The organism is Aliiroseovarius sp. S2029 (assembly GCF_023195575.1).
Classification (GTDB): domain Bacteria; phylum Pseudomonadota; class Alphaproteobacteria; order Rhodobacterales; family Rhodobacteraceae; genus Aliiroseovarius; species Aliiroseovarius zhejiangensis.
Map to the genome: position 1 here is coordinate 156,742 of NZ_JALPQE010000003.1, position 26,812 is coordinate 183,553.

Consider the following 26,812-nt stretch of genomic DNA (forward strand, 5'->3'; position numbering starts at 1 on the left):
GTCCGTTCTGCTCTGCGTCATCTTATGCCGTCAACTCAATCTGCGGGTCAATTCACGGGCCCGGTCAGCCATTGCATTTATGGGCCGTTTTGCCGCGTGCCCCGCCAAACCCCGTCAATTCGACCTTGAAGCCGAAATCCGTCGTTGGCGTCACATTAATCGAGGATGTGAAACGACGCGAGAGGGAAAGGTCCACAAAAAGGCATTCATTTTGATAACGTAGCCCCAATCCGGCGCGCGTGGCCTGCCGGGCCTCAAGATCAAAGCTGCCATCGGCCGACAGACGCCAGAAATCGCTGATCTGATAGGCGCCGTCCAACCGTAATTCGTGGGTCGGGTCGGGGCGGTTTTCAGCCAGGTCTTCGATCACCCAGATATGGGCGGCGCTGATCTGGAAATCGTCGGCCAGATAGGCGGCGCGGGTCTCGGACTTGGTAATCCCCAGATTGTCGTCCAGCAGCGCACGCCCCTGCAGCGCGAACCGCCCGCCTATGTTCACATGCGCCCCCAGAAGCCAGTCGGACCGGTCGCCCGCCAGGCCAGAGGCGTCGGTGAACTGGTCGAACCCGCCTTCGCGAAACACCCGGCCTGCCGCCAGCGTGAACGCCCAGCCCGCGGGCGAATGGCGCGTCCAGCTCAGCCCAAGGGCCGCCCGCGCGCCGTCTTCGCGCCGGTCATAGCCGGGAAAGCGGTTCAGATCGAACAGGTTGGCTTCGTCAAATTCGACGAACACGCTGTCTTCGTTGGGAATGTCGGCCCCGACCTGTTTGGACCATGCCACATGGGCGACCGGCTCAAGAATGTCGACCGCGCCCGATGCCGCCACACGCGACATCGGCCATCTGAGCGTCACTCCTGCAGACGGGGCCGCGAAGCTCTGTTCCGAAAGAAATCGGCTGTCCTGTTCGATCCAATAGACATTGGCATCCACACCCGCTTCGGCCTCGATCACCAGACCGGCGGGGCCGATCCAACTGCGCGACCAGCCCAGCCCGGCGCCCATCCGGGCCATGTCTCGGCCCAGAATGTCCTGCGTGCTTTCGCGAAAATGCGCCTGCCAGGACAGGGTGCCGCGCAGTTCGCCCCCCAGCCATTGCGGGAAAAAGCGGCGTTCATAAAATGCATCGACCTGGGCAAATGGCAGTTGATCCGAGATCGGCAACTCGCTTTCGCGCAATGTGTCATAGCGGGTGATGCCGCCGAACACGAACTCGTCCCGACGCGCCCGCATCACTTCGATTGCGTTGCGCAGCCGGTCCTGATCGGAATAGCCATAGTCCAGCAGATAGGCCGGGTCCGAAGCCTCTTGCAGTTCGAAGCTGAGCGTATAGTCGCGGGGCAGGGAGAACGTGCCTTCGCCAAAGACATAGTATCGCGTCTGGTCGGGCAGCACATCGTCACGGCTGATGGCGCCCGAAAACGCAATGTCACCGGCCCGGAATGCCTGGCGATACCGCAGTTCAAGCGTGGAGGTCTTGGCCGCCAGAAACGGGGACAGGGTCAGGTCCGCGTGATCGCCGAGACGCAGAAAGAACGGGGCGACGACCCCGACGCCCAGCGTCGAGGTGGTGCGGATGCGCGGCGGCAGGAAGCCGGTGGCGCGTTTCAGGGTGGGGTCGGGCAGGCGCAGCCGCGGCAGATAGAACACCGGCACATCCGCGATGCGAAGCTGCGCGCCGTGGAAATACAACTGCCGGGCCTTTTCGTCATGCACCACGCGGTCGGCGCGGATCTGCCACAAAGGCACCGGGTTGGTCTTGCACACATGGCAGGACGAGGCCGCAACACGGGTCATTTGCGTATAGCGATCGTTCACGCGGTTGATCTGGGCGGCGGCGATCTGCAATTGCTCGTTCAACACCAGCCGCGCGCTTTTCAGGATGCCGTTGCGCAGGTCCGACGAAAGTTCCGCCGCCTGTGCGATCAGCACGGTTCCGTCGGGGCGGCGGATGGTGATCGGGCCTTCGATGCGGAGCGTGTCGGTGGTTTTGTCGTAAATCACGGATGAGGCGGTCAGGCGGGTTCCTTCATACAAGACCACCACATTGCCCTGTGCGATCAGGGCACTGTTGCCTTCGACGCGCACCTGATCGGCGATCAGGCTGGCCTGACCTGCAAGGGCGGCACCCGACGCGAGGGCAAGGACGCCCGACGCAGTGGCAAGCCCCAGCCAGGCAGCCGCCAATCCTGCGCGTGCTCTGGCCCAAAGGTTGTCCATCACCCGTCCTCCAGATGCAACAAAAGCCCCATGGGCATCATGATCGCGGCGATGGGCGGCGCCCATGCGGCCAAAAGCACGGGGATCTGCCCGTTCTCACCCAGAATTTGCGCGAAATTGCGGATGAAATAAGCCCCAAACCCCATCATCAGCGCCAACAGCACCATGATCCCAGTGCGACCGAAACGGGTATGGCGCATGGTGAAACCCGCCCCGATCAAAACCATGGCGACCAGAAAGAAGGGTGTTGCCAGTTCCATATGAAACCAGACCTGATGAGCACGGGCGGAAAACCCGGCGGCCTCCAACTGGTTGATGAAGCGCGGCATGTCCCAGATCGAGATCGAACTGGGCTTGCCGAAGCTGTCGCGGATCTGTTCCTGCGTCAGGTTTGAATCCACCAGATATTCATCGAAGGACTGCGATTCCAGTTCGGGGTTGTCGGCGTTTTCCAGATCCCAGACCTTGGCGCCGGTCAGCATCCACTGTCCGGGTTCAAGCTGCGCGGTCTTGGCCTCGATCCGCAGGGTTGGCAAGCCGTCGGGCGCAAAGGAAAAGAAGGTCACGCCCGACAGGCTGGTGCCTTCCAGATCGGACCTGGTGGCGCGGATTACGGTCTGGCCGTCTTCGTTGCCCTGCCGAAGCCAGACACCCTCGGTCGAGATCGACAGGACCGACCCGCCCGTTCCCTCGTATTGCGCGGCGATGCGTTCGTATTTTTTCGATGTCGCCGCTGCGATCGGGTTGCCCACCGCCACTGCGATCAGGCCGAACAGGAACACGGTCAGCGCGGGTGAGATCAGCGTGTTCAGGGCAGATCGCCCTGCCGCCCGGGTCACGACCATTTCCGAACTGCGCGCAAGGCTCAAAAACATCCACAGGGTCGCCAATATGACGATCAGCGGCAGGATGCGATACATCCAGACGGGGGCGTTCAGAAGCGTCAGGCTGAGTATGTTTCCGAAGCCGACAGCGGCGCTGTCAAACCGGCGCATGCTTTCCACCATGTCCAGAAGCACGAAGATCATCGCCAGCACGACCAGCATGGTCAGGAAGGCAAACAGGAACCGGCGCGCGATATAGAGGTGGAGTTTCATGCGACCCCTCCGGCCGGTGTCCGCGACAATTCGCGCAGGGTGCGACGCCGGCGCCGCAGGTCACGCGCGGACGGGCGGCTGGCCAGGATCAGGATCACGATATTCATCACCGCGCCCACTGCGGTCGCCGCATAAACCAGCCATAACAGGCTTGCGTCACGCCGCGCCATGTCCAGCATCGTGTTGTCCACGGTTTGCAAAAGCGCCACGGTGCCAAGCGCCAGAACCACCTGCCGCCACAGCCCGAACCGGCTGAACCCTGCGACGATCAGCATCGAGAACCCGGTCATCGCGGTCACGATCGAATACAGCGCCTGTGCGTTGCGGAAATGCCCCTCGGCGCGCAGGGCTGCACGGGTTTCGCCGGTCTCGACCAACGTGGCTTTGGGCGGGTTCAGAAGTTCGGGCGTATAGATCTGGGTGACGGTGCGATTGCCGCCGATCGGACCGGACAAAAGGGCCGAGATGTCATAGGTAAAGTTCTTGAACTTGGTGGTCGACAGCCGTTGCGAGCTGGCGTTCAACACCTGCGCGAGCCCGTCAAACATGATCAGTCGCGGCCCGGCATCGGTGCGCAGGATCAGCGCCTTCTTGGCGGTATAGGTGTATTTCTGCCCCTCGTCGCGGTCATCCGACAGGAAAATGTCCAGCAGTTCACCCGCCGGGCTGATCTCGCGGATATAGAGGGTCACTCCCTCGACCGGGTGCACGAAGTTGCCCTCGGTCAGAAAGCGGGCTGTGATGTTCTCGGCGACCTCGGCCTGACGTTCGGCAAAACGCAACTGGCTCATCGGGACCAGTACGTGGGTCAGGACCAGCATGAACAGCGCGGTAAAGACGCCAAACACCAGAACCGGGAGCGCCAGTCGAAACGGGCCGAAACCTGCGGCCTGCGCGACCACCAGTTCGCTTTCCGCGTTCAGGCGGTTCGTCACCGACACCGCGGCCGCGAAGGACGCGATGGGAATGATGAATACGATCACGCCCGGCACGATCATCGCCGAAAACTCAAGAAACACCATGGCGTTCTGACCGTTGGCGATCAGCTGATCGAACAGCCTGACCGCCCGGTTCACCCAGAACAAGAGAACCAGCACCAGCCCGTAAAAGCCAAACAGCAAAATCATTTGCGACAGCATATAGCGGTCGAATCTGGCCACGTTACCCCCGGTGAACCCCAACATGTTGTGGGTCATTTTCTAGCCGATCCCTTGGCCGGGGAAAACTGCTATCTGGCCTTTCGGTGTGCCTCTGGCTAGGAATGGCAAAAGATTGCCTGAAAGGAATGTCCCATGACGACCCCGATCCAGCCCGTTTTCAGCGAAGTGAACCTTGATGCCATCGGCGAGCACGAAGGCCGCGTGGCCGTGGTCTTGTCCGAACCGGGCAAGCTGCACCCGGCAGCGCGGAGGGTGAACAAGCTGACCCGTGGTGCGTTGCTGCGCTTTGCCGAAAGCGAGGCGTTCGAGAAGATGAAGGACGGCGACGCGCATGAGATGGCCTTTCCCACGGGCATGAAGGCCGAGGCCGTACAGGTCATCCGGCTGGCCCCGCGCGCCGATCAGACCACCGCGCGCAAGGCAGGCGGGGCCATCGGCAAATCCATGGCCGGCAAGGATGTTCTGGTGCTGGCCGGTCCAGTGAAACACGCCGATGAACTGGCGCTGGGGGCGGTGCTGCGCGCCTATGCGTTTACTGATCACAAGACGGACAAAGACCTGCCGACCGAACCCGGCAGCCTGACTGTGATGGTGTCGCGGGTCGATCAGTTTGACGGGGCGGCGGACCGGGTCAATGCGCAAAGCGATGGGGTCTTTTTCACCCGCGACCTTGTAAACGAACCCGCCAACGTGCTGACCACCACCGAATTTGCCGACCGCCTGGTGGCGCTGAAAAAGCTCGGGGTGACAGTGAAGGTGCTGGAAGAGGACGCGCTGGAGAAGCTCGGAATGCGCGCGCTTCTGGCCGTGGGGCAGGGCTCCGAGTCGCCGTCCAAGGTGGTCGTGATGGAATGGATGGGTGGTGAGAAGGAAGTCGCCCCGCTGGCACTGGTCGGCAAGGGCGTCGTGTTTGACACCGGCGGCATCAGCCTGAAACCCGGCGCGGGAATGGAAGACATGACCATGGACATGGGTGGCGCGGGCACCGTGGCGGGCGTGATGAAAACGCTGGCCACCCGCAAGGCCAAGGCGAATGTCGTCGGACTGGTCGGGCTGGTTGAAAACATGCCCGATGGCCGTGCACAACGTCCCGGAGATATTGTGGCCTCGATGAAAGGCGACACGATCGAGGTGATCAACACGGATGCCGAGGGCCGGCTCGTTCTGTGTGACGTCATGTGGTACGCGCAGGAGAAATACAAACCGGCTGGCATGATCGACCTGGCCACCCTGACCGGCGCGATCATCATCGGGCTCGGGCATGACAACACCGGCGTGTTCTCGAATGACGATACCCTGTGCAACGGGCTTCTGGACGCTGCCAAAGCCGAAGGCGAAGGCGCATGGCGGATGCCGATGGGGCCGGGCTATGACCAGTTGATCAAGTCGCACAAGGCCGATATGAAAAACGTGGGCGGTCGCCCCGCAGGGTCGATCACTGCCGCACAGTTCCTTGGTCGGTTCGTCAAGGACGGCCAGCCCTGGATCCACCTCGACATCGCAGGCACCGCGCAAGTGGCGCAGGACGGGCCCTTGTGGCCCAAGGGTGCAACCGGCTGGGGCGTTCTGACCCTGAACCGTCTGGTGCAGGACATGTACGAGGCCGGGTGATGTCAGACCCGGCAACCGAAACCGACAGCGGGCAGGGTGCGTCACAGGACAAGACCGGCGAGGTCTTTTTCTATCACATGACGCGCAGCCCGCTTGAGGCGACATTGCCGGTGCTTTTGCAAAGATCGTTGCAGGCAGGTTGGAAAATCTGCCTGCGCGGTACCGATCCCGCGCGGTTGGACTGGCTGGATGAACGGTTGTGGACGGCGTCTGATGACGGTTTTTTGCCGCACGGGCTGGCGGGCGGTCCATATGACGCGGATCAGCCCGTGCTGTTGACCGCGGACACGACCCTGACCCATCCCGCCGATGCGTTGATCCTGATTGACGGGGCGGCGGTCAGCGCCGATGAGATGCTCGGCCTGACCCGTGTCAGCATCCTGTTCGACGGCAACGATCCAGACGCCGTTGCCCGCGCCCGCGCGCAATGGAAAGAGGTGGTCGCCGCAGGCTGCACCGCCAAATACTGGAGCCAGGAAAGTGGCCGGTGGGAGATGAAGGCAAGCTCTTAACGCTATGATATAGCGCGATTAAACGCGTATCAGCCACCCCGAGTCAGGATCAACCTGTCCCGCTCGATCTCGATCTTTTCGAACCGTTGCAGATAGTCGTTGCCCAACAGCGACCCCGGCATTTCGCCATCATTCACCCAGACCTCGACGCCGAAATCCTCGATCCCCAGAAGCTCGACCCGGGCGATGCGGGCAGGGGCTGTGCGCACCGGGCCATTGGCGCTCATCGCGCGGCCGAAGAAACGCAACGCCTCCATCTGCACGCCCGCGCGTTCTGCGTCTTCCTTGGTCAGAACGATCTGGCTGGCACCGGTGTCGACGACGAAATCAATCGGCTGTCCGTTCAACAGCAGCGTCGCATAGAAATGCCCGTCACGCGCGCGCGGCAGCACGATCTGCCCGGTTTCCTGCACCACGCTTTGCCGGGGGGTGATGTCGTTTCGGATATCCTGCCACAGTCCGACCCCGGCCAGCGCGCCGATGAAGATCAACCCCCAGATCAGCGCATGGCGAAAGGTCTGGCCGATATTCTTGCGGTTTTCCGCGATGAAGTATCCCCCGATCGCCACAAGAAGCAGGGTCAGATAGATCGCGCGGGCATAGTCGTCGCCGGTCATGCGGGTCTCCGAGATAGGTACCTGAAAGATATAGGAACGACTGGCGGACTTGTCACCGGGGCACCGTGCCGCGCAGGGAATGTGCTATCCCATCAGGCCGAAATCGCGAAGCCCATCCAGAATGAACTGCACGGCCAGCGCCGACAGCAGCATCCCCAGAAGCCGTGTCACCACCTTGATGCCCGTTTCGCGCAATACATGCTCCAACAGCGATGCTGCGTTGAACAGAATGAACGCGATCAGAAGCACCAAGACCATCACGGTCAGCGCCAATGCGAGGCCCGACAGTCCATCGCCCTGTCCCGACAGTAAGATGACGGTGGCAATTGATCCCGGCCCCGCCATGATCGGGATGGCCAATGGAAAGACCGACGGGTCGTCATGCGCATCATGCCCTTCCTCTGACTGATCCTTGCGCCGTTGGGTGCGGCGTTCAAACAGCATGTCCAGCGCCAGCAGCAACAACAATATCCCGCCAGAGATCCGGAACGCCGCCATCGAGATACCCAGGAACCCCAGAACATTCTCGCCGAGAAATGCAAACAGGATCAGAATGACCGCCGCCGTGGCGCAGGCCCGCAACGCAATCGCCCGCCGCTCGCGTTTGGTTCTTCCCCGCGTCAGCGCCATGAACAAAGGCGAAATGCCAATCGGGTCCATCACCACAAACAACGTGACAAAAGCGGGGATAAACAGTTCAAGTTCCATGCCTAACCCTCGGCTTTTTCAAGCTTATCCTGCGCGCGCAACCAAAGCTCTTCGGCCCGGTCCAGGGCTTCGTGCACCTCGGCGTGCTTTCTCTGCCAGACCACGACTTCGTCCTTGCGTTCGGGATCGTAAATGCCCGGATCGCCCAGCTTGGCGTCCAGCTTGTCGCGCATAGCTTCCAGTTTTTCGACCCGCGCCTCGGCTTTGCGCAGCTCGGCCCGCAGGGCCAGGATGGTGTCGCGGTCAGCCCGTTTCGGCTTGGTTGGCGCAGGCTTGGCCCTTGCGGATTTCTTGTCCTCGTCCGAAGACAGAAGCATCTTGCGATAATCCTCCAGGTCGCCCTCGAACGGGGCGACGTGGCCGTCATTGACCAGCCACAGCCGGTCGGCCACCAGCCCCAACAAGTGCATGTCGTGGCTGACCAGAACCACCGCGCCGGAATAGGCGGTCAACGCCTCGACCAGCGCCTCGCGGCTTTCGATGTCCAGGTGGTTGGTCGGTTCGTCCAGAATTAACAGATGCGGCGCGTCCAGCGTGGCCAGCAGCAAAGTCAGTCGCGCCTTCTGTCCGCCCGACAACCGTGCCACCACCGTCTCGGCCTGATCCGCACCCAGACCGAACCCTGCCAGCCGCGCCCGATGGCGGCCCGGCACCTCGTTCGGGCGCAGGCGGCGCAAATGCTCGACCGGCGTTTCGTCTTCGTAAAGCTCATCCATCTGGTGCTGGGCAAAATACCCGATGCGCAGCTTGGAGGATTTGGTCATCCGCCCGCTCATCAGATCAAGCCTGCCTGACAAGAGCTTGGACAGCGTGGATTTTCCCTGACCGTTCTTGCCCAGAAGCGCGATCCGGTCGTCCTGGTCGATTCGCAGATCCATCCGCGATAGAACGGTGGTGTCACCGTAACCGCAGGACGCGCCTTCCATATTGATGATGGGGGGCGACAACTCTTCGGGCTCGGGGAAACTGAACGCCTTCAACGCGGCCTCTTGCGGGGTGGTGATGGTCTTCAACTTCTCGATCATCTTCAGACGAGACTGCGCCTGCACGGCCTTTGATGCCTTGGCCCGGAACCGATCCACGAAACTCTGCAAATGGGCGCGCCGTGCCTCGATCTTCTTGTTCTCGCTTTCCGCCACAGCCAGCCGCGCGGCACGGGTTTCGGCAAACCGGTCATACGGTCCCTGATACAGTGTCAGTTTGCGGTCTTCCAAATGCAGGATCGCCCCGACCGAGCGATTCAGCAGTCCACGATCATGGCTGATGATCAGAACCGTGTGCGGATAGCGCGTCAGGTATTGTTCCAGCCACAACGCGCCTTCCAGATCCAGATAGTTGGTCGGCTCGTCCAGCAAAAGCAAATCGGGTTCAGAGAACAAAACCGCCGCAAGCGCCACCCGCATCCGCCAGCCGCCGGAAAAATCGGCACAGGGCAGGGCGTGCTGGTCATCGTCGAACCCCAGGCCTTTCAGAATCGCAGACGCCCGCGCCTCGGCGCTCCAGGCGTCGATATCGGCCAGACGGGTCTGAATATCGGCAATCCGGTGGGCGTCGGTGGCGGTCTCGGCCTCTGCCATCAGCGCGGCGCGTTCGGTATCCGCCGCCAGCACCGTGTCCAGAAGCGAGGTCTGCGAGGCCGGCACCTCCTGCGCCACGCCCCCGATGCGTGCGCCCTTCGGCACCGAGATGTCCCCCGCCTCCAGCGACAGTTCGCCCCGGATCAGGCGAAACAGCGTCGTCTTGCCCGTGCCATTGCGCCCGACAAGGCCAACCTTGTGACCATCGGGGATGGTGGCCGACGCCCCCTCAAACAGCGGGCGTCCTTCGACGGCATAGGTGATGTCTGAAATCCGAAGCATGAAACCCCATGTGCCTGAGCCGGGCAGCCTCGTCAATCGCCGCTTTTCAAAACGCCGATCCCATGTTACGGGACGCGCAAATCACATCCGCATCAGGGCAGGGGCCTTGACGCTCAAACGCAAAAGGGACCGACATGGCCATTCAACGCACTTTCTCGATCATCAAACCCGATGCCACCAAACGCAACCTGACCGGCGCCATCAACGCCAAGATCGAAGCCGCCGGCCTGCGCATCATCGCTCAGAAACGTATCCACATGACGCAGAAACAAGCCGAAACCTTCTATGGCGTCCACAAGGACCGCCCCTTCTTCGGCGAACTGGTCGAATTCATGATTTCCGAGCCGGTCGTCGTGCAGGTTCTGGAAGGCGAAAACGCGATCAAAGCCTACCGTGACGTCATGGGCGCCACCAACCCGGCCGACGCTGACGAAGGCACCATCCGCAAGGAATTCGCCCAGTCGGTTGGCGAAAACTCGGTCCACGGGTCGGACGCCCCGGAAACCGCCGCAGAGGAAATCGCCTACTTCTTCTCGGGTCTGGAACTGGTTGGCTAAGCCCACCCGTCAGATTGACAAAAGGCCGCTCAGGGGAACCTGGGTGGCTTTTTTCATTTACACGATGCTGTTTCTTCTGGCCCGAAATATCCCGGGGTGAGGGGCAGCGCCCCTCTGGCTCACACCGTGAGCCACCCATTCAACGTCCCGTCTGCCGCAGGATCCCGATCTCGTCCAGGATCGTCTCCATCTTGCGCTCGGACATTCCGGTCTGTCCGATCTCGGCCTTCAGCGCATCAAACCGCGCGCGAAGCTCGGCCTTCTCCTTGCCCGTACAGTCATTCCACGGCCGCCCCTGCAACCCCATGACCATAGCGTAATATCCGATGAAATGGGGACGAGAACCCGCCGCCAGCAAACGGCGATAGGTCTCGTCTGCGCCCATGTCCCGCAATTCATCCGCCGAGTGAATGCCCGCCCGGGCAAACGCCGCATCCGACGCAGGCCCAAGATTGCGTATGGACGATACAGGATCAGTCATGATCCCGACTTAAGCGTGTCGCGCAGCCGTGAAAACCCGTCAGATGCTGGCCCAGTCCGTGAACACCACGGCGGGTGTCTCGGGCTCGTCCCGTTTTGTTCTGTCGGTTTTCGGCGGTGTCTGCTGTCGAAGATAGCGAACGACGCGCTTTGGTGTTTTAATCTGTTTATTCTGTGACTTATATACCATTACCCCACTCCAGATGCTGAGGGTTGCGCCGGAATATGACGCACCGTTTTCCCCACCAGAGACCTTTCGGTATTCACATGTTAACATATTGTTAGGAAATTAACGCGACTAAATATTTCACAATCCTGTTGTCTTTTGAAACATTGTGGCGCCCATGTCACAAGTCATATGCCGGGTGCGTTCTTCCAGGGGTGCTCGGGCAGAGGGTAAGCTCGTCGATTTCAGTCAATGCGCCGGGCGCAAGGTGATGTAAATCTGACCCATCACCAATGGGATGAAACTGGCACTCGTCGCCAGCAGCAATCCGGCACCGCCCGGAGCGGGCAACTGCAAAACACTCGACAAGCCCGGCACCCAAAGGGCTGCCGCGATCAGCCCAATACACAGGGTGATCGCCCCCCAGATCCAGGGGTTACGCGTCACGTCATTGACGAACACCCGACCCCCCGGCACACGCACGTTGAACACATTCCACAATTGCCCCAGCGCAAGGGTCAGGAAGGCCACGGTTACGGACCGCCCCACATCCAGTTTCAACCAATGCAGCGCCAGCCAGAATGCGCTTAGCGTGGCAAGGGTAATTGCCCCACCCAGAACGCCGATGTCGGTCCAGCGTCTGCGATCAACGATGTCTTCTGCCGGATCACGCGGGGGGTGGTGCATGACGGTGTCATCTCCTGCGCCCAGCCCCAGCGCGAAGGCAGGAAACACATCCGTCACGAGGTTCAGAAACAGGATCTGCAGCGGCAGCAGGGGCATCGGAAGGCCTGTGCCGACAGCCAGACCGACGATCAGCACCTCACTGACATTGCAGGACATCAAATAGACGACAAACTTTCGGATGTTGTCGAAGATCACGCGCCCCTGATGCATTGCCGCGATGATGGTGCCGAAGGCATCGTCGCGCAGCACCATATGCGCGGCTTCGCGGGCGACCTCGGTGCCGCGCTGGCCCATTGCGATCCCGATATCGGCCTTTTTCAGGGCAGGGGCGTCGTTCACGCCGTCACCGGTCATCGCTACGATATGGCCGTTCGCCTGATAGAGCGTCGCGAGTTTCAGCTTGATGACAGGGTCCACGCGGGCAAAGACATCGGCGGCAAGGATACGGTCGCGCAGGGCTGCGTCGGCTGTTTCGGGGTCGAAACCGGCCAGTTCCTGCCCCTCGATCACGACCAAAGGGCAACCCTCTGTGCCGAGCCCTGCCTGTTTTGCGATGGCGGCCGCCGTTTTGGCATGATCGCCCGTCATCATCACGACGCGCACCCCAGCGGTGCGGGCTGCGGCGATGGCCGCGGCGACATCTTCGCGCAATGGATCGTGAAAGCAGACCAGCCCGACGAGGGTCAGGCCTTCATAGGGCGCCGCATCCTCGCGATCTGACGGCTTCATCGCCATGGCCAGCAAGCGCAGCCCGTCCGCTGCGGCATCTGCGGCGCGGTCCAGCCACCGGGCGCGCGCGGCGGGGTCCAGTTCCTGCGGCCCGTCTGGTCCCAGCACATGGGTGCAGACTTCGATCACAGCTTCGGGTGCACCTTTGACCGCAAACTGATACCCACCGTCGATGCGATGGACGCTTGCCATCATTTTGGCGTCCTGGGCAAAGGCGTGCTCTGCCACCTTCGTGCTTTCCTGCAACATGTGATCGCGCCCCAGACCGGTCTGCTGGGCAACACTCAGCAGCGCCAGTTCCATCGGATCGCCGGAGGGGGCCACGTCCCCGTGCCCCAATGATGCGCTGTTGCAAAGCGCACCAATCCGCAGCATCTGACAAAGGCGCGCGTCCTGCATGGGGTCGGCGCCATGACCGTCGATTTCAAACTGAACCGCGCCCTCCTGATGCGTCAGGTCCACATCAGCCGCAGCAACAAGATAGCGCGCAACCGTCATGCGGTTCTCGGTCAGCGTGCCGGTCTTGTCAGTCAGGATCACCGTAGTCGCGCCCAGGGTTTCCACCGATGACAGGCTTGAAATGATCGCGTTGCGCGCGGCCATGCGCCACATGCCGCGCGCAAGGCTCAACGTGGCGACAACCGGCAATCCTTCGGGAACCGCAGCAACCGCCAATGCCACACCGGTCTGAACCATCGTGAACATATCGTGCCCGCGCAGGATACCGGTGCCGATCACCAAAGTTGCAAGCGCCAGAGTCAGCCAGACCAACCTTCGTCCCAGCCGATCCAAACGCTTTTCCAGGGGCGAGGACGCGGCATGGGCGGTTTGCACAAGATGGCTGATACGCCCCAGTTCCGTGGCCATTCCAGTGCCCGTCACGATGCCCACCCCCGACCCCTGGGTGATGGCCGTGCCCTTGTAGACCATGCTGGCGCGATCCCCGATCACGGCCTCTGGTGGTACCGGATCGGTTTGCTTGGCCACCGGCACGGATTCTCCGGTCAGCACGGATTCGTCGCATTCCAGACGTGACGTTTCGGCAAGTCGTAGATCGGCAGTGACCACTTCCCCCGCTTCAAGCAGGACGATATCACCCGGCACCAGATCTTGCGCGTCGATACGCAGGTCTTGACCGTCCCGCCGGACGCGGGTGGAAACCGACGCGATATCCAGCAACGCCTCCATCGAGCGCGCCGCGCGCAGCTCGGTGAAAAACCCGATCGCGGCATTGATCAACAGAACAACGACGATCGCGACCCCTTCGGCGACGTCGCGAAAATAGAAGGACAACCCGGCCGCGAACGCAAGAAGCCAGACGATCACGCCTTCGGCCTGATGCGCCAGGATCAGAAACGGGCTTTGCCGTGCGTGCGCGCGCAACTGGTTCGGGCCGTGGCGGTCGCGTCGAAGAGCAACGGTGTGCGCATCAAGCCCGCGCTCTGGATCCACATCAAGTGCTTTCGCCACGGAGATGACGGATTGGGCATATACGGCATTCTGGTTTTCGTCGTTCATAACCGCCATCGGGTCTGCTGTTGCGCTTCCGGATGGCGCACGCCCCCGAAAACCTTGAAGGGGCCATCTGCACTCGGCTGACCCGATAGGGTGTTTTCATGACAAGCTTATCACAATCACGGGGTGTTGAGTGGCGCGCGGGCGTTGCTTCTTGCTCCATCGCCGCCCACATGCGCTGTATGAGAAGACGGGTCATGCAGGCACATTCGCCCGTCCCGGCCCGGTGTTCGGGGTGACAGCCGACCCCTAGTCAGCATCGCCTTTCGACAGCGCGACAAGCGCCTCGGGCTGCAACAGGATGATCGTATAGATATTGTCGACGGCAATGATCCCGCGTCTGTGAAACTGTGCAAATGTCCGGCAAACCGTTTCGGTCGACAAGCACAGAAAATCGGCGATATCGGCGCGGGGCATGGGCAGGTCGATCTGGCGCTTGCCGTCCTGGTCCGTGCCATGGCGCGCGATCAGCACGCTCAGAAACGACGCGACTTTTTCGACTGCTGATTTATGTCCAAGCATCATGAAGTGATCCTGCATTGCGCTGATCTCGCGCATTGCAGCTTCAAGCAGCAGGGCGTGCAGTTTGTCATCCCGGCCGCCATGTTCCAGTGCGGATCTGTGAAGAGGCTGCAACCGGGCATCCGCAAGAGCGTCGCAATCGGTATGGTGGAGACCATCGGATGGGAAGCCGACGACATCGCCCGGATAACCGAAGGCAATGACCTGGCGTCGACCGTCCTCAAGCAGTCGTGCCAATCGCAATACACCCGACTTGACCTGATACAGCCAGTTCACCTTGTCCCCTTCGTAATACAAGTATGACCCGGCTTTCAGACGAGTCTCGGCCTGATTGCGGTGGGATGTCTGAAGGCTGAGAACCGGTCCAATGGTGCTGTTTACAGTCGGAAGGGTGACATACATCGCAGGGGTCTCCTCTGTTCGTCCAGAAGGAACCATGAACTGCGTTCGTATCAGCGATCGTGGTCAGCCTGCGTAGATTTGTATCATTTTGTATGCAGCCCTTTTCTTATAGGGTTCCGGCACCAACCTATTGGTTTTCATCGGCAGTCACCGAAAAAGGGGACAAAGATGTCGGCACAAACCATTCTTGTCGTGGAAGACGACGCGAAAATCAGAACGCTTCTTCGGAATGTCTTTGAAGCGGAAGGGTTTGCAGTGCTTGAATCAGCGCGCGGGCAATCTGTTCTGGACCTGATCAGAACCAAGCGCGTTTCATTGGTCACTTTGGATATCCATCTTGGGTCCGAGAATGGTCTGGACCTGGCCCGCCAGATTCGACGTGTCTCGTCGGTTCCCATCATCATGGTGACCGGACAGGACGACGTGATTGACCGCGTTGCCGGGCTGGAAATCGGCGCCGATGATTATATCACGAAACCGTTTCACATCCGGGAAGTGATTGCGCGGGTACGCAGCGTCTTGCGACGCGCGGCGATCACGGCAGAGGTCGCGCATTCCACGGCAGCCGGGGAAGACACAAAATACATCTTTGACGGAATGACGGCTGACCCTGACCGGCTTGCGCTTGTGGACCGCGTGGGAAAGGATTGCGGCCTGACAAGTGGAGATTTCAAGCTGCTGATGGTCTTTCTGAAACACCCGAAACGGGTCTTGTCGCGTGATCAGCTGATGGATCTGACGGGCGGACGGGAATGGAACCCCCTTGATCGGGCCATTGACAATCAGGTCGCCCGTTTGCGCAAGAAAATCGAACACGACCCGGCAGAACCAAGGCTGATCAAGACCGTGCGCGGTATCGGATATACGTTTTCAAGCGACGTTCAGGTCATTCAATCGTCCGGGTCGTCCGCAAAAAGCGCCTGAAGGCTTTCGATCAGGTCAGCCTGTCGATAGGGCTTGTGCAAAATGTCGTAGGTCTTGCCCTGCGACAGTTGAGTAGTAACCACATCGCTGGCGTAACCGGATGTCAGCAGCACTTTCACATCGGGAAACTCTCTGGATGCCAGTGCGGCAAGATCATATCCGTTCAAATCGCCGGGCATGACAAGATCGGAAAACAGAATGTCAGCCCGCATTCCCCCGGCAAGCATCGCATAGGCCGCGTCACCGCTTTGCGCTTCTTCCACATCGAAGCCCAGTTCGCGAATCCGCGCAACCGACAGCTTGCGCACCTTGGCGTTGTCCTCGACCACGAGCACGGTCTTGCCTTGCCCAAACGGCGCGTTCGACCGTGTCTTCTGATCTGTTTCAGAGGGGGCGGGGGTCGCGGTTTCCTCAAGGGCAGGGAAGTATAACCCAAAGCTGGTTCCCAATCCCTCTTCGCTGTACAGCGTGATGTGACCACCGGATTGCTTTACGAACCCGTAAACGGTTGCCAGCCCGAACCCGGTGCCGCCACGATCGGCTTTGGTTGTGAAAAACGGTTCAAACACATGCTCTTGCGCCCTGGGGCTCATCCCCTCGCCATTGTCGCTGACCGACAGGCATACATAGTCGCCGGTTTCGACATCAACCTCTTGCGCCATATAGTCATCGTCGATCCTGACATTCTTCACCGAGATCAAAAGCTCACCACCATCGCCCATCGCGTCCCGGGCATTGAGGGCCAGGTTCATCAAGGCCGACTGAAGCTGAACGGGATCAACCATCACCAAACTGATCACCGGTGCAAAGTCTGTCTTGATCTGGATTTTTGCACCAAGCGTCCGCTTCAGGATCACCAGCGTATCCTCGCAAAGCGCCTTCAGATCGACCCTGACCGGGTTAAGGTCGCTTCTGCGCCCAAAGGCACTGAGCCGCGCAATCAGATCAGAGCCGATCGTGGCGGCGTGAAGCGCGTCGCGGATCAAATTCAAGTCGCGCTGATCTGCATTGCGCATCTCAAGCAATTCAAGATTGCCGATGATGACCGTCAACCAGTTGTTGAAATCATGGGCGATCCCGCCGGTCATCTGGCCGATGGCATTCAACCTTCGCGATCGCGCCAATGCGGCTTCGGTGGCCTTTCGCTGGGTAAGGTCATGCAAAATACCGATGAAAACGCGGCTCTCACCCACTGTGGCACTTCCAACAGACAGGTGCAGCGGAAAACGCGTTCCGTCTTTGCGCACCCCTTCAACGTCACGGCCTTGGCCGACGATCCGGTCTTCGCCTGTCTCGATATGCTGTTTCAGATAGCGGTCATGGAGCGCCCCGGCCGCTTGCGGCATCAGCTCGTTGACACTGTGCCCGACCAGGTCCTGTTCCGTATGTTGAAACATCGCAATGGCTGCCGGGTTGGCCCGCAGGATCAAGCCCTTCTCGTCTGACACGATGATGGCGTCCGCGGCCGCATCCAGGATTGCATCGACCAGTGCCTTGTCGTCACCCGTGCTGTTCATTGCGGTGCTCCACCGTTGGTTTCCATCTGTCAAATCGCATCGCGTTGAAGCAAGGGTAAATACTTGGCGTTGTCTTGTCATTCGGCGAAACCACGATCTTTGCCGGGAGATGGGATTGACGGCACGCTGTCATGCGCGGCCGGTTGTGGTGCATCCGCGGTCTTACCTTTCTGCTGCGATGCTCAGGTCAGAGAGCTGTAGATGCCGAACTAGGTCCGACAGCGAGATGATCCCAACCAATCGGTGCCCTTTGACAACAAGAAACTTCCGCCTGCCGGTTTTCGTTATGATCGCCATAAGCTCCTGGATGGGCAGGTCGGGTGACACCGTCGATGTGTCGTCCAATCCGGCAAAAATGTCATCGACACGGGTGCTTGGCCAGTGTTCGCGGTCGATGCCGGTGATCATTGCCTGGTCGATATGGCCAAGCAGCGTTTCGCCTTCGACCACAGGGACAAAGTTTCGTCCGTGCCGCAGCATCACGTGGTTGACGAATTCGGCCAATGTGACCTCTGGCCCGACGGTAACGGGATGATCCTGCATCAGATCGCCAACGGTCCGCGAGGCAAACACGGCGCGGGCCAGTTGGTCATTGTAGCTTGCACGCGCCGCCATCAAGACAAAGCCGCCGATCATCATCTGCCACAGCGCCGTGACAAGGGCGCCCTGAAACAAGGTCAGCAACCCCAGCATCATCAGAACATAGGCAAAGATCGTGCCGGATCTTGCCGCCGTTTCGGTCGCTCGCAACAGGTTGCCATGCCTGTGCCAGAGATAGGCGCGAAGGACGCGGCCCCCGTCCAGCGGGAATGCCGGCACGAGATTGAACAAGGCGAGGATCAGATTGATGGCGGCCAGATAGGACAGAACGGTGGCAATGGTTTCAAGGCCACTGACAAGCCCGGCAAGCAAGGCAAGCGAACCGAAAGCGAGCGACAGAAGCAAGCTCATGACCGGCCCGGCCAAGGCGATCCAGAATTCGGCCCGTGCCGATTGCGGCTCTGCCTCCAATTCAGCGACACCGCCGAACAGGAAAAGCGTGATGCCTTTGATGGGCACGCCCAAACGACGCGCAACGATCGAATGAGCCAACTCGTGCAGCAGAAGAGAGGCGAAGAAGCACAGCGTGGCGGTCACGGCCATGAACAGATAGACGCCCCTGGTTTCCCCCGGATGTGCGGACGGAAAATAGTGTTGCGACAAGCTCCATGCGATCAATGCCGCGATGATCAGCCAGCTCGGATCAATCTTGATGTCGAACCCTTTGATCTTGAAGATTTTCAACGCGTTTTCGAACATTGGACAACTGACCTCTGCCCTGAAGCTATCGAAAATTTGCGATGATGGATTGATTTAGCTCACACGCGTCGCCCGGCCCGATTGACCGAGGTCAATGGATGGCACGGCGCCACTGCTACGCTTTCCAAGAAACAGTGATCCAAAGGACCGGGCGCATGAGGGCCGATCGTTTTGCGACAGGAAATATGATCCACGAAGAAACCGGCCCGTGCGGCGTCAGTGGTTTTGTGTCCGGATCAGGGGCCGCCTGCCATTCCCGGTCCTTTCGTCAAAGCGGTCGAATGCGGGCATTTATGTTTGAACCGGCCCATCCCGGATGCCTCAGGACGCATGGTGCCACCTTGTCGCCGGGATTGTCGCGTTCAGGCCTGGCAAACCTAAACAATCGGAGCGATTTACGATGAAAGACCCTGAACTGGATATCCTGATCGAAGAACTTGAAACACAGGCTGATATGCCGATTGCGGATTTCGCGGGCGCGGTTCATGCGCTGCGGTTTCTGCTTCCCGGCCAGATCGGCCAGGAGGTGACCGCCGAGCGCATATCCACGACAGATGGGGCCCTTCTGGTCGCTGATGACGCCTATCCCAATTGGGCGGTGAGCATTCACGGTCGGGCCAATGACCGCGACGGTCACTGGCGCTGTTCCTTGCGCGAAAACGATGCGCGCGACAATGATGAAGCCATCGGCATCGGGCGGTCGCCTGTATTGGCACAGGCCATATTGGCCGCGGTGCTGAGGCTGTCGATGATCTTCAAGAAAGACACTGGCGACGATTGATATGCCTCAATCGACCGGGGGAAGGGCGCGCTAGTCTTCAAAGCAATCTTGCTTGAGGAGGAAGTGCATCATGAAACGGACGCTATGGACAAAACCGCCGGCGCTTGGCGCTGCGCTGGTGTCGCTGCTGCTGGCGGGGCCAGCCCTTGGGTTCACCGCCTGTCAGGTCACGGACACGGGCGGCATTGACGACAACAGCTTTAACCAGACGGCCTGGAAGGGCGTGCTGGATGCGCAGGAAAGTCTTGGCATTGAAGGGCGTTTTCTGGAATCGCAGGCCGAGACGGATTACGACGCCAACATCAACTCGCTGATCGAAGGTGATTGCGACATCATCATCACCGTCGGCTTTTTGTTGGGTGATGCCACCGCGAAGGCCGCAAAAGGCAACCCGGATCAGCCGTTCTCGATCGTCGATTTCGCCTATGATCCGCCCATCCCAAACGTTCTGGGGCAGGTCTATGCAACCGATCAGGCCGCGTTTCTGGCAGGCTATCTGGCGGCTGGCATGACCAAGACCAAGATCTTGGGCACCTTCGGAGGGATCAACATCCCGCCCGTGACCATCTTCATGGACGGGTTTGTCAAAGGCGTGAACCACTGGAACGAGACGAAAGGCGACAGCGTGGTGGTGTTGGGATGGGATCTTGAAACCCGCGAAGGGCTGTTCACCAACAACTTTGATAACCTCGATGACGGCCGTGCATATGCACAGAACCTGTATGACGAAGGCGCGGACATTGTCCTGCCGGTGGCCGGTCCGGTTGGGCTTGGGTCTGCGACGCTGGCTGATGAACTTGGGGTCGACAAGCTGAAGATCATCGGTGTGGATGCAGACTTGTATTTCACCGACACCGAACGGCAGCATGTCTATCTGACCTCGATCACCAAACGCATGGATGCGACCGTTACGCGCGTGATCGAAGACACAATGAAAGGCGCATTTTCGGGCGGTGTCCTTGTCGGCACGTTAGAAAATGGCGGCGTCGATCTTGCCCCGTTCCATGACATGGGAAGCGCAGTTTCAGACGGCTTGAAGGCCGAACTTGACGCCCTTCGCGCCGGGATTATCGACGGCAGCATCTTGGTCTCGGACTAGGTCGGGATCATGCGGGTCGAGCTGAAAAATATCACGAAACGGTTCGGCCCGGTAGTCGCGAACAAGGGGGTCAACCTGACGATTGAACCTGGTCAGGTTCTGGGGCTTCTTGGCGAAAACGGCGCGGGCAAATCAACGCTTATGAACGTGCTTTGCGGCCTTTACAGCCCGAACGAGGGTGAGATCCTGATTGACGGTCAACCGGTGCGCTTTGCCGGACCGGGCGATGCGATCCGCGCAGGCATCGGCATGGTGCATCAGCACTTCATGCTGGTGCCTGTTTTTACGGTCGCGGAGAACGTGATCCTTGGGATCGAACCGGTTGGTCGGTTCGATCATCTGGATCTGGCGACGGCGCGGTCCGAGGTCAGTCGTCTGAGTGCCGATTATGGTCTGGCTGTCGACCCCGATGCGATCATCGAAACACTTCCCGTCGGCATCCAGCAACGGGTCGAGATCATCAAGGTTTTGTTTCGCGAGGCCGACGTCTTGATCCTGGACGAGCCAACAGCGGTTCTGACCCCGCAAGAGGTTGACGAGTTCTTTCAAATCGTCCGGTCGCTTTGCGAGGCGGGCAAGGCGATCGTCTTCATCACCCACAAGCTGAACGAGATTCTTGACATATCGGACCGTATCGCCGTCATCCGCCGTGGCGAGATTGTCGGAACCGGCGATCCGAAAAAGCTGACACGCCCTGATCTGGCTGAGATGATGGTCGGTCATCCGGTCGATTTCGACGTTGCCCGCGCCCCGTTTGCGCCCGGCGACGTCATTCTGGACATTCAGGATTTGACCGTTCTCAGAGATGACGGCGCCGTGGCTGTCGACGACATCTCGATTCAGGTGCGAAGTGGCGAGGTGGTCGGCATTGCTGGGGTGCAAGGCAATGGACAATCGGCACTGATCGAGGCGTTGGCGGGTCTGCGTCGGGTCGTATCTGGTCAGGTGCGGTTCGATGGCACGGATATCACCCACGCTTCGCCACGTGAACGCCACCGTATGGGCATCGCGCATATCCCCGAAGATCGGCAGCGTGCGGGGCTGATCAGCACCTTCACGGTTGCCGAAAACATGGTTCTGGACAGCTATTATGCCCCACCTTATTCGGCGGGCACCAGCATCGACTGGGGCCGCGTTCATACCGACGCCGCGACCGTGGCCGAGCAGTATGACGTGCGCACGCCCTCGGTTCATGCGGCGGCGGCGCATTTGTCGGGTGGCAATCAGCAAAAGCTGGTCGTGGCGCGGGAGCTGTCGCGCGACACCCGTTTCGTGATCGCCGGGCAGCCGACACGCGGGCTGGACGTGGGGTCGATTGCCTTTGTCCACGAACGCCTGATGGCTGCGCGCGACGAAGGCGACGGCCTGTTGATCGTGTCGTCCGAACTGGACGAGATCATGGCGCTGTCCGACCGGATCCTTGTGATGTTCAAGGGTCGGATCGTGGCGGAGTACGCCCCGCATGACGCACCTGTCGACAAAGGGGACATCGGACTTGCTATGGCGGGGGCGGGGGCATGAGCGACATGACCGATCACGCCACGAAAGGCAGGCTGCTGGGACGCAGCCAAGTCGAAGATCTGGTGATCGTGCCGGTGTTCGCCCTTGTCGCGGCCTTGATCCTTGGGGCCGTGGTGATGGTCGCCACCGGGGTTGATCTGGCCACAATCGGCCGGTCCTATCTGGCCTTGCTGCAAGGCTCGGTCGGGTCGGTCAATGCGATTTCGGAAACGCTGACGGCCGCGCTGCCGCTGGTCCTTGCGGGTCTGGGGCTGGCACTTGGTTTCCGCGCCGGGCTTTTCAATATCGGGGCCGAGGGGCAAGTTGTCATGGGCGGGCTTGCCGCCGTGGTCGCCGGGGTGGCTCTGGGGGATCTGCCCGCCGTCATCGCGCTGCCCGGTGCGATATTGGCCGGTGCCGTGACCGGCGCATTTTACGCAGGCATTGCAGGCTGGCTTCGTGCCGCAACCGGTGCGCACGAGGTGATCTCGACCATCATGCTGAATTTGATCTCGTATCGGCTTCTGGATTATCTGCTGCGCACGCCGCTGATCCAAAAGGAAGGGCGCGCCGATCCGATCTCGAAATCCGTGCCTGAGGTCGCCGAGCTTCCCAGACTTCTGACTTTCATCGACCCCAATCTGCGCCTCCATGCGGGCATCTACCTGACGCTTGCCATGGTGGCGCTTGCCTATTGGTTGCTGTTTCGCAGCAAACTGGGGTTCGAATTTCGCGCCAGTGGCGAGAATGCCGTGGCCGCGCGGTTTGCAGGCATGAACGCCAGTCTGACCATCGTGTTGGCCATGGCGATTGCCGGGGCGCTTGCCGGTATCGCGGGGGCGAACCAGACATTGGGTGTGCTTGGCCGCGCCACGCCGGGGTTCTCGGCGGGGATCGGCTTTGACGCGATTGCGGTCGCACTTCTGGGCCGATCACACCCGGTCGGTGTGCTTTTTGCGGGCATCCTGTTCGGCGCGTTGGAGGCGGGCGGGCGGCAGATGCAGGTGGACGCGGGCGTCAGCATTGATCTGATCGGCATCATCCAGTCACTTATCGTCGTCTTTATTGCGGCACCTTTGCTGGTCAAAGCGCTCTTTCCATGGGGATTTCGCCGCAACCAAGCAAAGGAGGGCGGATCATGAGCGCCCTTCTGGACAAAGTCCGTCAACGGCAAACCCGCATCAGCGGCGCAATCCTGATCGCGCTTGGTGTTCTGCTGGCCGTTTTCATGGCCCCGGATGCAACCGGGGTTGCCACCTTTCGCCTGTCACGACCGACTGATGTCTGGCCTGTGCCGAACCTCGTGGTGCCCGGTGGTCCGTTCATCTATGTCGTTTCGGCCTTGCTGGCCTTTCTGGGCGTGCGCCTGTTTCTGCGCGGGGGCGCAAAGTGGGCCGCCATGATCCTGGGCATAGGCCTTGCCATCGCGGTTGCCGCGTTTCTGGTCTGGGCGACGGCAGGCAAGTCCTTTTCGCTGACCGGCATGTTGCAGGCGACGCTGGTACGCGCCGTCCCCATCGCGCTTGGAGGGTTGGCGGGGGTGTTGTCCGAACGGGTGGCCGTTGTGAATATTGGCATCGAGGGGATGTTGCTGGCAGGCGCCTTTACCGGCGCGCTGGTCGGATCGCTGGCGGGCGGGATCGCCGGGCTGGTCGCCGCCGTCGCGGTTGGCGGCATGTTCGGGTTTATTCTGGCCGCGCTGGTGGTGACGTACCGGATGGATCAGATCATCGCGGGCGTCTTCATCAATCTATTCGTGCTGGGGCTGACCAGCTACATCTCAAGCCAGGTGTTTCAGGAATACCGCGCGCTGAACAATGCGCCCGTGTTCCGGACCATAAAGATACCCCTTCTCAGCGACGTGCCGGTGATTGGGCCGGTGTTCTTCAACCAGAATATCTTTGTCTACGGCGCTTTCATTCTGGCGGGGCTGGCAACTTATTATCTGTTTCACACCCGCCACGGGCTGCGCGCGCGTGCCGTCGGGGAACAACCACGCGCCGCCGACACGCTGGGGATCGACGTCTATCGCACGCGCTATGTCAATGTGACGGTTGCGGGCATGGTCGCGGGGTTTGGCGGGGCGTGGTTCACGCTTGGGTCGGTCGGGCGGTTTGACGAAGGCATGACCGGCGGGCGGGGGTTCATCGGGCTTGCGGCGATGATCTTCGGGCGCTGGCATCCGGTGGGGGCCTTGCTGGCCGCTTTGGTATTCGGTTTTGCGGATTCGTTGCAGCAGAAACTGGCACTTCTGGGCACACCGATCCCGTCGGAGTTTCTGGCGATGGCGCCCTATGTTGCAACGATTGTTGTGGTGGCTGGCGTGGTGGGCCGCGCCCGTCCTCCAGCCGCAGATGGCAAGCCTTACGTGAAAGAGTAGGGCAGGGGGACGATAGGAGCGGCTGATAGCGCCGTCACTTTCCTCGCTTTTCTTCCGCGTCCGATACGTTGCGCAAGACCTGAACGAAGCTGTCCGGCGTCACCGAGATTGAATCGATCCCATATCCGACCAGATGACGGGCATAGGAGGCATCATTGCTGGGCGCTTGGCCACAGAAGCCGACCTTGGAGCCCACCTTATGCGCCTCGCGGATGACCGTTTCGATCATCTGAAGCACGGCCGGGTCATCCTCGCGGAACAAATCTGCAAGCGCATCGGAGTCCCGATCGACGCCCAGGGTCAGCTGCGTCAGATCGTTCGAGCCGACAGAGAACCCGTCAAACCGCGTGGCAAATTCCTTGGCGCGCAAGACGTTCGTCGGGATTTCGCACATCACATAGATTTCCAACCCATCCTCGCCGCGGGCAAGGCCATGCACTGCCATGACAGCCTGAACCTTGTCGGCTTCCTCAGGGGTGCGGCAGAAGGGGATCATGACGATGACATTGTCGAAACCCATTTTCCCGCGCAGTCGCGCAATTGCCCGACATTCAAGCGCAAATCCGTCCCGATACAACTTGGAGTAATAACGCGACGCCCCGCGGAACCCGAGCATCGGGTTTTCCTCGCTCGGTTCAAAATCGCGACCGCCCAGCAGATCGGCATATTCGTTGGTCTTGAAGTCGCTCATCCGCACGATGACAGGCTTGGGATAGCAAAACGCCGCGATCCGCGACAGACCGCGCGACAGGCGGTCGACGAAATACTCGGGCATCGTGTCATACCCCGCGGTCAGCTGTTCGATCTTCGCCCGCGCCTCGGGGTCGCGCACCTTTTCGATATGCGCCAAAGCCATCGGGTGAACTTGGACCGAATTGTTGATGACGAACTCCATCCGGGCCAGCCCGACACCATCGACCGGCAAACGCCACCAGCGCAGCGCCGCACTGGGATTGGCGAGGTTCAGCATGACTTTCGTATTCGTCGTGGGCAAAGTGTCGAGCGTTTCTTCCGTGACCAGGATCTCGGAAATGCCGGCGGTTACGATGCCTTCTTCGCCTTCCGCGCAGGATACCGTGACGTCCTGTTCGTCGTGCAGGATATGCGTGGCGTTGCCGCAACCCACGATGGCTGGCAACCCCAGCTCGCGGCTGACAATGGCGGCGTGCGAGGTGCGTCCGCCATGATCGGTCACGATCGCGGCCGCGCGTTTCATGATCGGAACCCAGTCAGGGTCAGTCGTGCCCGTCACCAACACAGACCCGTCGATGAACTTGTCGATATCGGCAGCACTTTCGATGATCGAAACGCGCCCGGCAACAGCGGCACTGCCCACGCTCAGGCCGCGCAGCAATTCTGCTCCGGCCTCTTTCACCGCATAGGATTTCAGGGTGCCCATATCGGCGCGCGACTGAACCGTTTCAGGGCGGGCCTGAACGATGAACAAATCACCGCTTACACCGTCGCGGGCCCATTCCATATCCATGGGTTGACCATAATGCGCCTCGATCACTTTGGCCTGGCGGGCAAGATCAAGGATTTCGGCATCGCTCAGAACGAAGCTCTGCCGTTCTTCGCGTGACGTGGGGACATTGCGCGGTGTACCGTCGCGGTCGTGGATCATCTTGATGGCCTTGGCGCCCAGACGTTTTTCAAGGATCGGCGCCAGATCGGGATTGTCCAGAAACGGCTTGAAAACCTGATACTCATCGGGGTCCACCGCACCTTGCACGACGTTTTCGCCCAATCCCCACGCGGCATTGATCAGGACCGCATCGGGAAACCCGCTTTCAGTATCAATCGAGAACATGACCCCCGACCCGCCGGTGTCAGCGCGCACCATCTGCTGGACACCAACAGACAGGGCCACCTGATCATGCGCGAACCCCTGCATCTGGCGATAAGAAATGGCGCGGTCGGTATAGAGCGACGCATAGCATCGTTTGCAGGCATCCAGCAAAGCCTCTTCGCCAATGATGTTCAGAAAGGTCTCTTGCTGCCCTGCGAAACTGGCATCGGGTAAATCTTCCGCCGTGGCGCTGGAGCGAACCGCGACCGGCACATCGGTTTCGCCCGCCGCATCACAAAGCGCCCGATATTCAGACCTTATGGCTGCGGCGATATCATCGGGCCAGTCGCCGTTCAGCATCCGCTTGCGAATGCGCTTTCCGGTTTTCTGAAGCGAGGTTTTGCCTGACGACAGCGCCTCCAGATCATTCGCGATCTTCCGGTTCAGGCCATTGCTGACCAGATAGGCGCGAAATGCGTCCGAGGTCGTGGCAAACCCCGGTGGCACGCGGATCCCTTTCGGTTGAAGCGCACCGATCATTTCACCGAGCGAGGCGTTTTTGCCGCCCACGGTTCCGACATCAGTTCGCTTCACTTTCGAGAAATCCACGACGAGCTGCTTGGATTGTGTCATGTGCCACCGTCCTTCGATCTGTTTCGGTCCAAGCATGAAGGTTTTTGGGA

Annotated in this window: 21 protein-coding genes; 9 read left to right on the top strand and 12 right to left on the bottom strand. The window is 60.4% G+C overall.

What is annotated here, in order from left to right; genetic code table 11:
* Nucleotides 1–64: 64 nt before the first annotated feature.
* The 3 genes from lptD to MUY21_RS07650 are packed head-to-tail and all read right to left on the bottom strand — an operon-like array spanning nucleotide 65 to nucleotide 4,511.
* Nucleotides 65–2,218, bottom strand: coding sequence for an LPS assembly protein LptD (gene lptD / locus MUY21_RS07640; protein ID WP_248409730.1), 2,154 nt, complete (start codon nucleotides 2,216–2,218; stop codon nucleotides 65–67).
* A complete protein-coding gene (gene lptG / locus MUY21_RS07645) occupies nucleotides 2,218–3,315 on the bottom strand; it encodes an LPS export ABC transporter permease LptG (RefSeq protein WP_191284589.1) in 1,098 nt (365 codons plus the stop codon). Before lptG ends, lptD begins: the two co-directional genes overlap by 1 nt.
* Nucleotides 3,312–4,511: an LptF/LptG family permease gene (locus tag MUY21_RS07650; protein ID WP_248409731.1), complete on the bottom strand. Its 1,200-nt coding sequence runs from the start codon at nucleotides 4,509–4,511 to the stop codon at nucleotides 3,312–3,314. Before MUY21_RS07650 ends, lptG begins: the two co-directional genes overlap by 4 nt.
* A gap of 96 nt (nucleotides 4,512–4,607) precedes the next feature.
* On the opposite strand from MUY21_RS07650, the gene MUY21_RS07655 reads away from it, so the two are divergent.
* Together MUY21_RS07655 and MUY21_RS07660 are read left to right on the top strand one after the other, a co-directional pair.
* Nucleotides 4,608–6,086 carry a leucyl aminopeptidase gene (locus tag MUY21_RS07655; RefSeq protein WP_248409732.1) on the top strand — a complete coding sequence of 493 codons (1,479 nt, stop codon included), beginning with the start codon at nucleotides 4,608–4,610 and terminating at the stop codon, nucleotides 6,084–6,086.
* Entirely contained in the window at nucleotides 6,086–6,598 is a 513-nt protein-coding gene (locus MUY21_RS07660) for a DNA polymerase III subunit chi (RefSeq protein WP_282568986.1), read from the top strand. Before MUY21_RS07655 ends, MUY21_RS07660 begins: the two co-directional genes overlap by 1 nt.
* Before the next feature lie 29 nt (nucleotides 6,599–6,627).
* Here MUY21_RS07660 and MUY21_RS07665 read toward each other — a convergent pair whose 3' ends face one another.
* The 3 genes from MUY21_RS07665 to MUY21_RS07675 form a co-directional block, all read right to left on the bottom strand.
* On the bottom strand, nucleotides 6,628–7,215 hold the full coding sequence (locus tag MUY21_RS07665) for a TIGR02281 family clan AA aspartic protease (RefSeq protein ID WP_191284586.1): 588 nt from the start codon (nucleotides 7,213–7,215) through the stop codon (nucleotides 6,628–6,630).
* A gap of 84 nt (nucleotides 7,216–7,299) precedes the next feature.
* A complete protein-coding gene (locus MUY21_RS07670) occupies nucleotides 7,300–7,923 on the bottom strand; it encodes a MarC family protein (RefSeq protein WP_248409733.1) in 624 nt (207 codons plus the stop codon).
* 2 nt (nucleotides 7,924–7,925) lie between these two features.
* On the bottom strand, nucleotides 7,926–9,782 hold the full coding sequence (locus tag MUY21_RS07675; protein WP_248409734.1) for an ABC-F family ATP-binding cassette domain-containing protein: 1,857 nt from the start codon (nucleotides 9,780–9,782) through the stop codon (nucleotides 7,926–7,928).
* A gap of 134 nt (nucleotides 9,783–9,916) precedes the next feature.
* On the opposite strand from MUY21_RS07675, the gene ndk reads away from it, so the two are divergent.
* Nucleotides 9,917–10,339: a nucleoside-diphosphate kinase gene (gene ndk, locus MUY21_RS07680; RefSeq protein WP_191284583.1), complete on the top strand. Its 423-nt coding sequence runs from the start codon at nucleotides 9,917–9,919 to the stop codon at nucleotides 10,337–10,339.
* A gap of 139 nt (nucleotides 10,340–10,478) precedes the next feature.
* Here ndk and MUY21_RS07685 read toward each other — a convergent pair whose 3' ends face one another.
* The 3 genes from MUY21_RS07685 to MUY21_RS07695 all read right to left on the bottom strand — a co-directional run bounded on the left by MUY21_RS07685 (nucleotide 10,479) and on the right by MUY21_RS07695 (nucleotide 14,840).
* On the bottom strand, nucleotides 10,479–10,820 hold the full coding sequence (locus MUY21_RS07685; RefSeq protein WP_248409735.1) for a TfoX/Sxy family protein: 342 nt from the start codon (nucleotides 10,818–10,820) through the stop codon (nucleotides 10,479–10,481).
* Between the two features lie 414 nt (nucleotides 10,821–11,234).
* Nucleotides 11,235–13,928, bottom strand: coding sequence for a cation-transporting P-type ATPase (locus MUY21_RS07690; protein ID WP_248409736.1), 2,694 nt, complete (start codon nucleotides 13,926–13,928; stop codon nucleotides 11,235–11,237).
* Nucleotides 13,929–14,165: 237 nt separating this feature from the next.
* Entirely contained in the window at nucleotides 14,166–14,840 is a 675-nt protein-coding gene (locus MUY21_RS07695; RefSeq protein ID WP_248409737.1) for a helix-turn-helix domain-containing protein, read from the bottom strand.
* Nucleotides 14,841–15,008: 168 nt separating this feature from the next.
* Here MUY21_RS07695 and MUY21_RS07700 point away from each other — a divergent pair, with 168 nt between their 5' ends.
* Nucleotides 15,009–15,764 carry a response regulator transcription factor gene (locus tag MUY21_RS07700; protein ID WP_248409738.1) on the top strand — a complete coding sequence of 252 codons (756 nt, stop codon included), beginning with the start codon at nucleotides 15,009–15,011 and terminating at the stop codon, nucleotides 15,762–15,764.
* Here the strand turns inward: MUY21_RS07700 and MUY21_RS07705 are convergent.
* Nucleotides 15,731–17,281 carry a PAS domain S-box protein gene (locus MUY21_RS07705; protein WP_248409739.1) on the bottom strand — a complete coding sequence of 517 codons (1,551 nt, stop codon included), beginning with the start codon at nucleotides 17,279–17,281 and terminating at the stop codon, nucleotides 15,731–15,733. The two genes, MUY21_RS07700 and MUY21_RS07705, sit on opposite strands and share 34 nt — an antisense overlap.
* Nucleotides 17,282–17,443: 162 nt before the next feature.
* Complete coding sequence (locus tag MUY21_RS07710) at nucleotides 17,444–18,580, bottom strand: site-2 protease family protein (protein ID WP_248409740.1); 1,137 nt, start codon at nucleotides 18,578–18,580, stop codon at nucleotides 17,444–17,446.
* Between the two features lie 400 nt (nucleotides 18,581–18,980).
* Between MUY21_RS07710 and MUY21_RS07715 the strand changes: the two genes are divergently transcribed.
* The 5 genes from MUY21_RS07715 (at nucleotide 18,981) to MUY21_RS07735 (ending at nucleotide 24,340) form a co-directional block, all read left to right on the top strand.
* A complete protein-coding gene (locus MUY21_RS07715; RefSeq protein ID WP_191284576.1) occupies nucleotides 18,981–19,361 on the top strand; it encodes a hypothetical protein in 381 nt (126 codons plus the stop codon).
* 70 nt (nucleotides 19,362–19,431) lie between these two features.
* Complete coding sequence (locus MUY21_RS07720) at nucleotides 19,432–20,460, top strand: BMP family ABC transporter substrate-binding protein (RefSeq protein WP_248409741.1); 1,029 nt, start codon at nucleotides 19,432–19,434, stop codon at nucleotides 20,458–20,460.
* A gap of 9 nt (nucleotides 20,461–20,469) precedes the next feature.
* Entirely contained in the window at nucleotides 20,470–21,981 is a 1,512-nt protein-coding gene (locus MUY21_RS07725) for an ABC transporter ATP-binding protein (RefSeq protein ID WP_248409742.1), read from the top strand.
* Complete coding sequence (locus MUY21_RS07730) at nucleotides 21,978–23,102, top strand: ABC transporter permease (protein WP_248409743.1); 1,125 nt, start codon at nucleotides 21,978–21,980, stop codon at nucleotides 23,100–23,102. Before MUY21_RS07725 ends, MUY21_RS07730 begins: the two co-directional genes overlap by 4 nt.
* Nucleotides 23,099–24,340 carry an ABC transporter permease gene (locus MUY21_RS07735; RefSeq protein ID WP_248409744.1) on the top strand — a complete coding sequence of 414 codons (1,242 nt, stop codon included), beginning with the start codon at nucleotides 23,099–23,101 and terminating at the stop codon, nucleotides 24,338–24,340. Before MUY21_RS07730 ends, MUY21_RS07735 begins: the two co-directional genes overlap by 4 nt.
* A gap of 34 nt (nucleotides 24,341–24,374) precedes the next feature.
* On the opposite strand, the gene ppsA is transcribed toward MUY21_RS07735, so the two are convergent.
* Entirely contained in the window at nucleotides 24,375–26,762 is a 2,388-nt protein-coding gene (gene ppsA, locus MUY21_RS07740; protein ID WP_248409745.1) for a phosphoenolpyruvate synthase, read from the bottom strand.
* Nucleotides 26,763–26,812 lie beyond the last annotated feature (50 nt).